Genomic DNA, 12,422 nt, shown 5'->3' with positions numbered 1-12,422 from the left:
GGTGTAATATGAGTATTAAAGTTCTTTTAGTTGAAGATGAAGATAATATAAGACAATTTACAAAAATAAATTTAGCAAGAGAAGGCTTTGAGATTCTGGAAGCTGAGTCTGGAGAAAAAGGGGTAGAATTAGCAGAATTAAATAAACCAGATGTTGCTGTGTTGGATATAATGCTACCTGGAATTGACGGATTTGAAGTTTGTAAAATTTTAAGAAATAAATTTCCAAATATGATTATTATTATGTTGACAGCAAAAACTCAAGATAATGATAAAATTGAAGGACTTGAAAGGGGAGCAGACGATTATTTGACGAAACCTTTCAATCCTCGTGAGTTGATTCTTAGAATTAAATCTGTTTTGAGAAGGAGTCCTCAAAAACAAAATAATAGTCAAATTATTGAAGATGATACATTCAAGCTAGATATGTATTCTAGAACTTTTTATAAAAACGGAAAAGAAATTACATTGACTCCAACAGAGCTTAATATTATAAAACTTTTAATGAAAAATCCTGGTAAAGCTATAACTAGAGATGAATTGATGGATAAAGCATGGGGTGAAGATTTCATAGGCGACGCTAAAATTGTTGATGTTAATATGAGAAGATTGAGAAGCAAAATTGAAGAAGATTCAACTCACCCAAAATACATTGTAACAGTGTGGGGAGTTGGTTACAGATGGGAAAATAAAAAATAATGAGTATTAAAAACAAAATAATGTATTCCTTTGTATTTTTAACAAGTATTACCGCGATAATACTTGTTATATTTTCTATTTATGCTACTAAGTTTTATTATTATTCTACAATGGAAGGCGTTTTGAACAACGAAATAAGATATTCTACAAATTTGTATAGCTCTTATATGGCAGATTATGAACTAGATGAAGTAATTGCCGAAGATAAAAACCAGTTTTACAGACAAACTGACTGCCAAGTGCAAATTTTGGACAATAATCAAGTTGTTGTATTTGACTCAATTGCAAGTCCAAATTTGGGCGAAAAAATAGAAACATCAGATGTAGTAAGTGCAATAAATGGTCAAAGTGGAAGATACACAGGAAAAGTTAGTTATTCTGATTCAAATATTATTTCTGTTTCTGTTCCACTTGAATCCAGGGGAAAACAAGTCGGAGTTTTAAGATATATTTCAAGTTTAAAGGAAATAGACAGGGCAATAAGAGTGAAGTCAGTATCTTTTGCTTTGTTCGGATTTTTAGTAATATTATTCAGTATTTTATTGAGCAAAATTTTAACTAAAAGCATAATCAAACCGATAAATAGCCTTGCAAAAACTGCCGAAAAAATGGCTAAGGGTGATATGGAAGTAAGAGCAAAAGAAAATGATACAGATGAAATTGGAAGACTTGGAATGACTTTGAATTTATTGACGGACAATATTAACAAGAAAGAACAATTGAAAAACGAATTTATTTCAAGCGTATCACATGAATTGAGAACACCGTTAACTTCTATAAAAGGATGGGCACAAACATTAAAATATGATCCTTCAGATTTAGAAACAACAACTATGGGAATTGATATAATCGATAGCGAATGCGACAGACTTACAAATATGGTTGAGGAGTTACTTGATTTTTCAAGATTTACTTCCGGAAGAATTTCAATAGTTAAGAGAAAACAAAATTTAATTGAATTAGCAGAACATATCAAAAACCAATTGCTTCCTAAAGTTCGTTCTAAAGGAATTGATTTGATATTAAATTATGAAAGTCCAGAACTCATCGTTACATTTGACGAAGATAGAATTAAGCAAGTTTTCATTAATATTTTAGATAATGCTATAAAATTTACTCCGGAAAAAGGAACGATAATTATTAATATTGAAAAAACGGAAAAATTTGCAGAAGTATCTATAATAGATACAGGGATTGGAATTTCATTTGAAGAAATAGAACTCGTAACTGGAAAATTTTACAAAGGCTCTAATTCGAATTCTCATGTAGGTTTGGGGCTTTCTATTTGCGAAGAAATAGTAAAACTTCACAAGGGAGAATTGATGATTAAATCCAAATTAGATGAAGGAACTACAGTTTCGTTTACATTGCCATTAGGAGATGATGAAAATGAAAAAGACAACTAGTATTTTGGTAGGTACGATAGTTTTAATTTTGTTGATTGTTTTCATACTGTTCAGAAATAAAGAACAATCTGCAGTTGAAAATATTAAAGTTCCTGAAAATAATTTATTGGTCGCAGCAGGTGTGTGGCAAATTGATAAGAAAGAAAGCTTTTCTGATTCTAAATCCAAAGTTTCAGATGAAATAGGTAAACTTTACGTCGATGAATCTATAGTTGTTTTTGGAAAAAGATTTACTATAAACCCTAAATTTTCGTCTAAATTTGTCAGTTTACAAAATTATCTAAGTAAAAAAACAAGCGATGAAAATATAAGTAAGAAATTTTCTAAAGATAAGAAAATGGTCATTACAATTTCTGATGGCAGCAAGTTTTATCAAGATGTTGTTGTAATGGATAAAAACAATATAATTTTACCATACAACGGAGTACTTTATTATATGAAGAAAACAGAAAATAAAGTAAGTAGAACTTTTATTGAGAATTATCAGTCAACCTATGAAAGTAAATATTATGAAAATAAAGGAAACAATTTAAAAGACAAAGAAAATATTGCTCTTTTAATTGGAATCAAAAATAAAGTTGTAAGAAATGATGAAAGTGATATATCTTATATGACTATTTTATTGGATATCGACAAGAAAAATCGCGCACAGATTTATCAAACATCTGCATTGTTTTTCCCTAGAAAAAATGGGTTCTGGACTATGGAATACAAAAAGAATGAATTTGATAATAACTATGTAGAGCAATTCTTAGCTAAGCCAGTTTATTCAGGAGATAATTCTAAAGAAAATAAAAAATTGGAATTTGACACATCTGCAGAAATAACATACCTAGGTCCAGAATATATCTCAATCATGCGAAATAAGAATCAATTTGAATATTATTCTATATATGGTATAGATAAAATGAGCAATAATAATGAACTTAATATTGATCAAATCGGTGGTAAAGAGGCTGTAAATGTATTAAAGAATTCTATAGCAGAAGAATCAACAGATTCAAATTCCGAAATTTCTTTAAATGATAAAAATGAAGATTACAAAAATATTGGAATTGTAAGAAATTCTGGTAAATGGAATTATCAAACACAATATACATTCAAAGAAAATAATGAGATTAAGTTGAAAAATGTAATCCTCAACATCGTTTCACATTTGAATTTATCACCAGATGAATTATCTATGAATTGGCAATCTATAAAAAATTTAAAGAGCAGTGCGATAGATGCATATTCTTCTCCTGATAAAAGAATACTAATAGTTCAAACGACGGATGAAATATTAATTTATGATTATTCTAACGATAATAAATTAATAGGTAGTATACCAATTACGAAAGATGATTCTATTATAATGAGTGAATGGGCAATAGGAAATTATGCAGAAATGTGGAAAAAAGAATTTCAAAACAACGATAAAATTCCATCATCATTTATTACTAACCTAAGACAATAAAAATTAATAGAAAAAAAGAAGTAGATAATCTATATATTTATCTGCTTCTTTTTACATTATTACAATAATTTGAATTTGAAAAATATTTAAAACTCTTTACAAATTCTTAAAATAGTGTATAATATTATTGTTGTGGTAATGATATGCGCCTTTAGCTCAGTTGGTAGAGCAACTGACTCTTAATCAGTGGGCCCAGGGTTCGAGTCCCTGAAGGCGCACCACATTTTTTTAATCAAATATGCGCTTTTAGCTCAGTTGGTAGAGCAACTGACTCTTAATCAGTGGGTCCAGGGTTCGAGTCCCTGAAGGCGCACCATCAAGTCCGAGATTACCTCGGATTTTTTTATTTTATATGATTAAATAGTATAAAAGTTCTATATATATGATATAATAAGCTAAGGAGGATGAACATGAAATCAATTTTATCGGTTGTTTGGAAATACAAAGGATTTACATTTTTATTTGTCTTATTTGTAGTCGTATTTTTGTTAATAGTGCATTTTTTACATACTAAATTACACAATAAACAAAAAAAATATATATTTACAACTACACTATTTATTATTTCTGCTGTATTTTTTGTATTGTCAATGTTATCCATTTTAAGTAGGTTTGGACTTAGCTTATTAATGATGTTCAATTTTACATTTGCAACAGCTGTTATTTGCTCGGCATATTCGTTATTTTTGGATGTAGTAAAACCAATTACTCAAAAAAAGAAGAGCTTAGAATTTCGCAATATAATTGAAAAATTTGATAGATTAGTTGAAGAATCTAGGAGTACAAAATAATGAAAATAGGTGCGTTTTTTGATATTGATGGAACAATAGCCAGAGATTCACTAATGATTGAACATTTCAAAAAATTGGTTAATTTTGAAATAATAGATCAAAAATTATACTACGAAAAAGTTTATCCAGCATACCAAAAATATGAAAAAAGAAAAATTGACTACGATGATTACCTTAATCAGCTTGTTGATGTGTATAAGTACAAGCTAAAAGGTTTCAGTAGTGAGTTTAATGAATTTATATCTAATCAAGTAATCAGTCAAGTTAAAGAGAAAGTCTACAGATATACTCGTAAGATGATTGAATTTCATAAAGAAAATAATCATCTAATTTTTTTTATTTCAGGTAGTCCAGATTTTTTAGTAAAAGAAATGGCTGAAAGTTATGGAGTAACTGAATACAGAGCATCTTTGTATTTAAAAAAATCAGGAATGTATACTGGAGAAGTAATTCCGATGTGGGATAAAAACAGCAAAAAAGCTGTGATTGATGAAATTGTCAATCGTTACGACATCGATGTTGATAAATCATACTGCTATGGAGATACATCAGGTGATTTTTCGATGATTAATATGATGGGTAAGCCAACAGCAATTAATCCTACAAAAGAATTATTTGAATTAATAAGAGCAAATGAAAAAATAAATGAAAAGACTAAAATCATAATCGAAAGAAAAGATGTAATCTATGATTTTCCTAAAAATGGAAAAATTTTGGAAATTTAATATAACTAAAAGAACTCTCTTCAAAGTTTTGAAGAGAGTTTTTATGTAAACAGACCACAAAATAATTTAATATCTTTGTGGTATAATTTTTAATTTTGTTTAAAATAATTTTTGTCGTATTTAAATGATCTAACAAGCTTTCCTATTTGGAATACTCTATTGTTAGGATCGTTCGGCATATCACATGTCATTAATGATAATATGGGTTTATTATCGTATTGTTCCATTCTATCATCATCAAGCATGTAAAATGCATAAGAATCAGTAACTTTTCTATCTACGATTTCATATTCATAGATGTTTTTCTTGTCCGTAATATAGACTTTAGTACCTTTAGTTAAATCATAAACCTTACTAAACAAAGATCCGTTTCTTTTCATATAATGACCAGTCAGTGTATAATTTTTTTCGCCCATTTTTTGATTATCTTTCATTGTTGCAGCGCCACTTAATAAGTGTTCATCTGTTACACCTCGATGAATAGGCAAACTCAAATTATAATCAGGTATAATGATTTGTCCGATAACATTTTCTCCGCTTATAGCTGTAAAATTAAACAACGATGTAGTTGTGCTAATGGAGTTTACAGCGTCAAAGTCGTTTTTGAATTCCTTTTTATTGTTTTGTTCCATTTCTGTGGATGATATATCTTTACTTATATCATTTTCGCTATAGTAGGTAGGTATTAGTCTTGCTGCAAAGTATAGAGCAAAAAGCAGAATACCAATTGTCATTAAAAAAATTCCGAATTTTTTTCTCATAATTTTCCTCTTTAAATTTTATTACGTTGAGTATTTTAACATATATTTAAAATTTAGTAAATACAAATAAGAACAAACATTCAGAACTAATAAAAACATTGAAATTATCATATATAAAAGATATTATTAATGTAATGGAATGAAAGTGGAACAAAGTGGAGGGAAAAATGTTTATCAATGAATATTTTCATAATATTGACTCAAAAGGTCGCGTTATTATGCCTTCAAAGTTTAGAGAAGAAATAGGAGAAGAGTTCTACATTACTAAGGGAATGGATGAATGTCTTTTCGTATACCCTGTATCCGCTTTTATTCAAATGACTGAAAAACTTAACAAATTATCGTTGACTAGAAGACAAGCAAGAGCGTTTTCAAGAGTGTTTTTTGCAGGAGCTAGTAATCAAGAGATTGATAAACAAGGAAGATTTCTGATTCCGCAATCTTTGAGAAACTACGCTGATATAAAAAAAGAGGTTGCAATCATTGGTGTATCCAATCGTATAGAAATATGGGATAAAGAAAAATGGGAAGAATATTCTAATGATTCTTCTCTAAATTATGACGATTTAGCTGATGATTTGACAGATCTTGATTTGTAGGTGAATTATGGAATTTAAACATGTGCCAATTTTATTAGAGAAATGTATCGAAAATTTGAATATAAGAGATGGTAAAGTCTATGTTGATTGCACTGTTGGAGGAGCCGGACATTCTAGAGAAATAGCAAAGAGAATTGGTAATGGTAAGCTAATTTGTTTTGACCAAGATGAAGACGCATTAAAAGTTGCAAAAGAACGTTTAAAAGAATTTGGAGATAAGGTTATCTTTATTAAGGATAATTTTAAAAATATAAAAAGCGATTTGCACGACATAGGAATTGAAAAAGTTGATGGAATATTGATGGATATTGGAGTTAGTTCTTATCAAATTGATGAGGAGAGTAGAGGATTTTCTTATATGCATGATGCGAAGTTGGATATGAGAATGGATCAATCAAATCCTATCAGTGCAAAAGATATTATTAACACATATTCTCAAGAAGACTTAGAAAATATAATTTTCAAATATTCTGAAGAAAAATGGGCGCAGAGAATTGCTGAATTTATCTGTAAAGAACGTGAAATTAAACCGATTGATACTACTTTTGAATTGGTTGATGTTATTGAAAAAGCGATTCCTAAAAAAGTGAGATTGAATCAAAAAGGTCACAGCGCTAAGAAAACATTCCAAGCTATTAGAATTGAAGTTAATAAAGAGTTGGATGTTTTAGAACAAGCAGTAGGAGATTGTATCGATTTGTTAAATCCTGATGGAAGGATTTGTATTATTACTTTTCATTCTTTAGAGGATAAAATTTGCAAGGATATTTTTAAACAAAGACAAAGGGGATGTATATGTCCTCCAGAAATTCCTGTTTGTGTTTGCAATCATAAACCAGAAATAAAAATTATAACAAGAAAGCCGATAGAGCCTTCAAAAGAAGAATTAAAAGATAATTCTAGAGCTAGAAGTGCAAAATTAAGAGTAGCAGAAAAAATTATTTGATATATAAATTATTTGATTAATAAATGGAGACAAAAATGGGTAATGCACAAAGAAAAATTGAGGTTTTTCCACAATATATAGAAAAAAAAGAATTTGAAGTAAAAAAAATTGAACAAACTAAAAAACTAAATAGACCTAGCAGAAAAACTAATCTATTTTCTACTTTTAATAAAGTTATGATATGTGTTGTAATTTGCTTATCTATTTTGGTTATGAATCGATATTCTAAAATACAAAGCATGTCTAGCGATTTAAAAGAAGTAAAAAAGCAAGTAATGTTAACAGAAGGCAACCGAGATGTGATAAAATCTAATATAGAAAGTAAACTTACTAATAAAAATATCGAAGAAATCGCAAAAAATAATTTGGGGATGCAGTTTCCTGAAAATGCTCAAATTATGTACTTAAAATTAGAGGATAAATAATGAGAAGACATCATTTTAATAAAGGAAAAATCAATAAAAATTTCAATAAAAACTACAATTATCGTATTGTAGTTTTATTTTGTATATTGATAGCTATTGTTTTTTTGATAATTGGAAAGCTTTTTTATTTGCAATTGACACCTGCAGGAGATAAATATCGAAAATTATCAGCAAAACAAAGTACCAATACTATAAACATAGATGCTGAAAGAGGAAAAATATTAGATACAAATGGTGAAATATTGGCAGATAATGTGGTATCTAATAATTTGTATGTAAATGCTACTTATTTAAATGATCAATCTAAGACTAATCTTATCGATTCTTTAAGTAAAAGTATTAGTATGAAACCAGAAGAATTAAAAAAAATTTTAGACAAAAAGAAAACTGTTTTAGTAAAAGCATCATTATCAAAACCAGAAATAGAAAATATGAAAAAACTTCCTATTAGTTCTCAGAAATTTATTAGCGTTGTATCCGAGAAGAAAAGATACTATCCTAACAAGGAAATGTTAGCACAAGTATTGGGTTTTACAAACGTGAATAACGATGGAGTTGTTGGATTGGAAAGTTTTTATAATTCCAAATTAAAAGGTAAACCTGGTAAAAGAATATTGAACAGTTCTGTTAATAGATCTATTGATTTGTCAGATGATAGCTCTGTAATTATTAATCCAGAAAATGGATACGATTTAAAAACTACAATAGATAGCACAATTCAAGGGTTTGTAGAGGACAGTTTGAAAGATATAGAAAATAATTTTAAACCAAAGTCAGCTACAATTATTGTTATGAATCCAAATAACGGAGATGTCTTAGCAATGGGTTCATATCCTAATTTTAATCCAAATGATCCCAAGACTCCGCTTCTTAAATCGCAATCAGAAGAGTTAACTGATTTAAAAAAGGAAAATGACGAAGACAAAATCAGCAAATTTTATTTTAATATGTGGGAAAACAAAGCAACATCTTGGACTTATGAACCAGGTAGTGTATTCAAAACAATAACAAGTGCAGCTGCAACCGAAGAACATACTGCAACTGAACAATCACATTATTTTTGTAATGGGTTTATTCGAGATATTCCTGGGGTTGTTATAAGATGTGAAAGATTTTGGAATCCACACGGAGATGAAACTTTCCAAGAAGCTTTCAATAACTCTTGTAATATTGCCTATGTTCATATTGGCAGGGATTTAGGAAAAGCTAATATGCAAAAATACGTAAATGGTTTTGGTTTCAATCAAAAAACAGATATTGATTTACCATCTGAAGAGTTGGGCATAGCACCGAAGAGCGTGAAAGATATAGATGCTGCTAGGCTTGCAACATTATCTTATGGACATGGTATATCTGCAACACCAATTCAAATGATAACTGCATTAAATTCAATAGTAAATGGAGGGATGTTGATTGAACCTCATGTGGCTAAAGAATTCATCTCAAAGGATACAAAAAAGACGGAAAAAGTAGAACCGAATGTAAAAAGACAAATCATATCTTCTCAATCATCAAAACAAATGAACAAAATGTTACAAGGTGTTGTAGATGATGGTAGTGGAAAAAAAGCAGCAATCCAAGGTTTTGGAATCGGAGGGAAAACAGGAACAAGCATCAAAATTGAAGATGGGAAATATACCGACAATAAAACTACAGCATCATTTTTTGCGTCTTTTCCAACTGATCATCCACAATACACTGTGTTGATTGTAGTAGATGAGCCTCAAAGGAAAAATGGTGGAAGTGCTGTGTGTGCACCTTCTGCAGGTAAAATATTTTCGAGAATTATAGAATATAAACGAATGAACAAAACAAGATTAGATGCTAATGATTCAGATAAAGTTACTGTCCCAGAATTAGAAGGATTGAAATTAAAAATAGCAGTGGATAAATTAAACTTATTGGGTTTGAAGTCAAAAGTTTTAAATTCGAATTCAAGCTTGGATTCAATCGTAAAATCACAAGAGACAGCCGCATATTCCAAAGTTAACAAAGGAGATATCGTAGAAATTACAACTGGAAGTGTTGATGATTCTATGATTAGAATTCCTGAGATAGTAGGATTTAAAGTAGAGGATGCGATGGAAATATTAGAAAAATATGGAATCAAAAACGTAGATATTAAGAACAGCAAAAAAGGAAGAGTTGTAAAAACTGATCCTGAAGAAAATAAATTAATGGATCCAAAATCTTATATCAAAATTTATATTGAACCAGAGAAAAGCACTGAAGAATAATTTTTTCGTGTGGTATAATAAATACTTATGAGGAATAAAATTGAATACAATTAGTGTTCATTATATAAGGAGATAAATATGAATTTTAAAAATGAAATTTTGATGTCTATGTTATTATCAATTGTAATATCATTGATATTGGGGAAATTTATTATTAAGGTTTTAAGACAAAAACATATTGGTCAAGAAATCAGAGATGATGGTCCAAAATCACACTATTCTAAAGCCGGAACACCGACAATGGGAGGTATAATATTTATAATATCTACATTGATTACTGTGGTCGTTTTTAGGCTATTTAATAGCGAAGTTTTATTAGCAATCTACGGAATGATTGCATTTGGGGCAATTGGTTTTATTGACGATTTTATGAAATTGGTAATGAAACGTTCACTAGGATTAAATGAAAAACAAAAACTTGTGTTGCAATTATTATTTTCAGTAATAGCTTGTTTTTTAATAAAACAAGTTAATCCTGATTTTACGAAACAAGTTATTCCATTTTTCCATAAAACAGTAGATTTTGGTGTGATAACTTATCCATTTTTGATTTTTGTAATGATGGGGACATCTAATGCTACAAATTTAACTGATGGGTTAGACGGACTTGCAACTTCTGTTTCAATTCCTGTATTTATTGCAACTAGCATAATACTGTATAACCTTAATTCTTCAGCAAGTGTATTCAGTATTATTTTTGCTGGAAGTCTTTTGGGATTTTTGGTATACAACTCAAATCCGGCAAAAGTATTTATGGGTGATACAGGCTCCATGGCTATTGGTGGGGCTTTAGTAATGATTATGGCGATGTATGGCATGAGCTTGTATTTAATAATTTTAGGATTTGTTTACATGATTGAAGTGTTGTCCGTAATTATTCAAATGACAAGTTACAAATTGAGAAACAAAAAAAGAGTATTTTTGATGAGTCCAATTCATCATCATTACGAATTAAAAGGCTACAAAGAACAAAAGATAGTATCGACTTTTATGGTTGTATCAGTAATAACAAGTTTGATTACTTTAATAGATATATTATAGGTGAATTATGAAAAAAATATTAGTATTTGGTTTGGCAAGAACGGGAATATCTGCTCTAAAAACTTTAAAATTAAAAGGATATGAATTAGGCGCTATTGACGATAATATAGACGAAGAGAAAACAAAAATTTTGCAAGAATTAGATGTACAAATTGAGTCTATTGAAACAATCGATAAATATGATATTATTCTAAAAAGTCCTGGAATTAGAATGGATAATGCGATAATATTAAAAGCCAACGAATTGAATATCGAAGTGGTTAGTGACTTAGAGCTTGCGCAAAGAATTTTTGAAGATATAAAAATTGTCGCTATTACTGGAACTAATGGCAAAACAACAACTACATCACTAATGACTAAAATGTTAAATGATTCGGGAAGAAAGGCTATTTCGATAGGGAATATTGGAGTAGGAATGTTGTGGGAAATCTATAACAACGACAAAGATACTTATTTTGTAATTGAGTGTTCAAGCTTTCAATTGGAAAGTACTAAAAAGTTTAAGCCTCAGTATTCTTGTATAATTAACATTACTCCTGATCACATAGACTGGCATGGAAGTATGCAAAATTATGTGAATGCTAAGAAGAACATACTAAGAAATCAAGATGAAAAATGCTATACAGTTTTGAATGTCGATGATGAATACTACGATGATTGTAAAAAATTTACAAATGCTAATGTATATGATATTTCAACATCAACAAAAGTCGATAAAGGTACATTCATAAAAGATAATTCAATTTATTTTTCAGGATCAACTTGCGAAAAGATTATAGATTTAAAAGATGTCAAATTAATAGGCTATCATAATTATCAAAATGTTCTATTTTGCGTTACTTTAGCGAAATTAATAGGCATAACAAATGAAGACATAAAAGATACTTTAATGACATTTGCGGGAGTTGAACACAGACTTGAATTCGTAAGAGAGTTGTCTGGTGTAAAATACTACAATGATTCTAAAGGAACAAATGTAGATGCAAGTGTTAAAGCGATAGAATCTTTTGATAAGAATGTTATTATACTAGCTGGAGGATATGACAAGAAAGTAAGTTTGGATAATTTTTTCATAGCTGGTAAGGATAAATTTAAGGCTTTAATATTGATGGGACAAACTAGAGATTTGTTTAATCAAAAGGCAAAAGAATTCGAATTTGAAAATATATTTTTAGTAGACAATATGCAACAAGCTGTTAGTCAAGCTAACAAAATAGCTCAAAGTGGTGATGTAGTATTGCTTTCACCTGCAAGTGCAAGTTGGGGAATGTATAATAACTACGAAGAAAGAGGAAATGAATTTAAAGAATTAGTAAATAATTTGCGAGGATAGAAAC

At 29.2% G+C, this 12,422-nt stretch carries 12 protein-coding genes and 2 tRNA genes; 13 read left to right on the top strand and 1 reads right to left on the bottom strand.

The annotated features are described in order from the left end of the window. Positions 1–8: 8 nt before the first annotated feature. The 7 genes from ACLUJM_RS04550 (at position 9) to ACLUJM_RS04520 (ending at position 5,076) form a co-directional block, all read left to right on the top strand. On the top strand, positions 9–698 hold the full coding sequence (locus ACLUJM_RS04550; protein ID WP_294685664.1) for a response regulator transcription factor: 690 nt from the start codon (positions 9–11) through the stop codon (positions 696–698). Further along, the gene (locus ACLUJM_RS04545; RefSeq protein ID WP_412412307.1) at positions 698–2,104 is read left to right on the top strand and encodes an ATP-binding protein; all 1,407 of its coding nucleotides are present in this window, start codon (positions 698–700) and stop codon (positions 2,102–2,104) included. Before ACLUJM_RS04550 ends, ACLUJM_RS04545 begins: the two co-directional genes overlap by 1 nt. Next, a complete protein-coding gene (locus tag ACLUJM_RS04540; RefSeq protein WP_294685666.1) occupies positions 2,088–3,560 on the top strand; it encodes a hypothetical protein in 1,473 nt (490 codons plus the stop codon). The genes ACLUJM_RS04545 and ACLUJM_RS04540 overlap by 17 nt, the downstream gene beginning before the upstream one ends. 145 nt (positions 3,561–3,705) lie before the next feature. Then, positions 3,706–3,781, top strand: a tRNA-Lys gene (locus tag ACLUJM_RS04535). A gap of 19 nt (positions 3,782–3,800) precedes the next feature. After that, a tRNA-Lys gene (locus ACLUJM_RS04530) sits at positions 3,801–3,876 on the top strand. Positions 3,877–3,970: 94 nt separating this feature from the next. Beyond that, the gene (locus tag ACLUJM_RS04525; protein WP_412412306.1) at positions 3,971–4,351 is read left to right on the top strand and encodes a hypothetical protein; all 381 of its coding nucleotides are present in this window, start codon (positions 3,971–3,973) and stop codon (positions 4,349–4,351) included. Next, positions 4,351–5,076 (top strand): HAD family hydrolase, encoded by a 726-nt coding sequence (locus tag ACLUJM_RS04520; protein WP_412412305.1) that lies wholly within the window; start codon positions 4,351–4,353, stop codon positions 5,074–5,076. Before ACLUJM_RS04525 ends, ACLUJM_RS04520 begins: the two co-directional genes overlap by 1 nt. 89 nt (positions 5,077–5,165) lie before the next feature. Here the strand turns inward: ACLUJM_RS04520 and ACLUJM_RS04515 are convergent, their stop codons facing one another. Then, positions 5,166–5,837, bottom strand: a complete 672-nt coding sequence (locus ACLUJM_RS04515; protein ID WP_412412304.1) for a class A sortase — start codon at positions 5,835–5,837, stop codon at positions 5,166–5,168. A gap of 167 nt (positions 5,838–6,004) precedes the next feature. On the opposite strand from ACLUJM_RS04515, the gene mraZ reads away from it, so the two are divergent. The 6 genes from mraZ (at position 6,005) to murD (ending at position 12,418) form a co-directional block, all read left to right on the top strand. After that, on the top strand, positions 6,005–6,436 hold the full coding sequence (mraZ, locus tag ACLUJM_RS04510) for a division/cell wall cluster transcriptional repressor MraZ (protein ID WP_412412303.1): 432 nt from the start codon (positions 6,005–6,007) through the stop codon (positions 6,434–6,436). Positions 6,437–6,443: 7 nt separating this feature from the next. After that, a complete protein-coding gene (gene rsmH / locus ACLUJM_RS04505; RefSeq protein ID WP_412412302.1) occupies positions 6,444–7,382 on the top strand; it encodes a 16S rRNA (cytosine(1402)-N(4))-methyltransferase RsmH in 939 nt (312 codons plus the stop codon). A gap of 35 nt (positions 7,383–7,417) precedes the next feature. Beyond that, positions 7,418–7,807, top strand: a complete 390-nt coding sequence (locus ACLUJM_RS04500; RefSeq protein WP_412412301.1) for a cell division protein FtsL — start codon at positions 7,418–7,420, stop codon at positions 7,805–7,807. Next, entirely contained in the window at positions 7,807–10,044 is a 2,238-nt protein-coding gene (locus tag ACLUJM_RS04495) for a penicillin-binding transpeptidase domain-containing protein (protein WP_412412300.1), read from the top strand. The genes ACLUJM_RS04500 and ACLUJM_RS04495 overlap by 1 nt, the downstream gene beginning before the upstream one ends. A gap of 78 nt (positions 10,045–10,122) precedes the next feature. After that, positions 10,123–11,085 (top strand): phospho-N-acetylmuramoyl-pentapeptide-transferase, encoded by a 963-nt coding sequence (gene mraY, locus ACLUJM_RS04490; RefSeq protein ID WP_412412299.1) that lies wholly within the window; start codon positions 10,123–10,125, stop codon positions 11,083–11,085. A 7-nt stretch (positions 11,086–11,092) separates the two neighbouring features. Next, positions 11,093–12,418: a UDP-N-acetylmuramoyl-L-alanine--D-glutamate ligase gene (gene murD / locus ACLUJM_RS04485; protein WP_412412298.1), complete on the top strand. Its 1,326-nt coding sequence runs from the start codon at positions 11,093–11,095 to the stop codon at positions 12,416–12,418. Positions 12,419–12,422: the final 4 nt, after the last annotated feature.

The sequence above is a fragment of the Finegoldia sp. genome (assembly GCF_046991905.1).
Taxonomy (GTDB): domain Bacteria; phylum Bacillota; class Clostridia; order Tissierellales; family Peptoniphilaceae; genus Finegoldia.
Note: the sequence above shows the minus strand (reverse complement) of the source record. Positions and strands in the feature narration are given on the sequence as shown.

Bases quoted from the DNA above. Each gene is read 5' to 3' on its own strand.
- ACLUJM_RS04515 (WP_412412304.1), bottom strand. From the start codon at position 5,837: ATGAGAAAAAAATTCGGAATTTTTTTAATGACAATTGGTATTCTGCTT.
- mraZ (WP_412412303.1), top strand. From the start codon at position 6,005: ATGTTTATCAATGAATATTTTCATAATATTGACTCAAAAGGTCGCGTT.
- ACLUJM_RS04500 (WP_412412301.1), top strand. From the start codon at position 7,418: ATGGGTAATGCACAAAGAAAAATTGAGGTTTTTCCACAATATATAGAA.
- ACLUJM_RS04495 (WP_412412300.1), top strand. From the start codon at position 7,807: ATGAGAAGACATCATTTTAATAAAGGAAAAATCAATAAAAATTTCAAT.
- ACLUJM_RS04520 (WP_412412305.1), top strand. From the start codon at position 4,351: ATGAAAATAGGTGCGTTTTTTGATATTGATGGAACAATAGCCAGAGAT.
- ACLUJM_RS04550 (WP_294685664.1), top strand. From the start codon at position 9: ATGAGTATTAAAGTTCTTTTAGTTGAAGATGAAGATAATATAAGACAA.
- mraY (WP_412412299.1), top strand. From the start codon at position 10,123: ATGAATTTTAAAAATGAAATTTTGATGTCTATGTTATTATCAATTGTA.
- ACLUJM_RS04540 (WP_294685666.1), top strand. From the start codon at position 2,088: ATGAAAAAGACAACTAGTATTTTGGTAGGTACGATAGTTTTAATTTTG.
- rsmH (WP_412412302.1), top strand. From the start codon at position 6,444: ATGGAATTTAAACATGTGCCAATTTTATTAGAGAAATGTATCGAAAAT.
- ACLUJM_RS04525 (WP_412412306.1), top strand. From the start codon at position 3,971: ATGAAATCAATTTTATCGGTTGTTTGGAAATACAAAGGATTTACATTT.
- ACLUJM_RS04545 (WP_412412307.1), top strand. From the start codon at position 698: ATGAGTATTAAAAACAAAATAATGTATTCCTTTGTATTTTTAACAAGT.
- murD (WP_412412298.1), top strand. From the start codon at position 11,093: ATGAAAAAAATATTAGTATTTGGTTTGGCAAGAACGGGAATATCTGCT.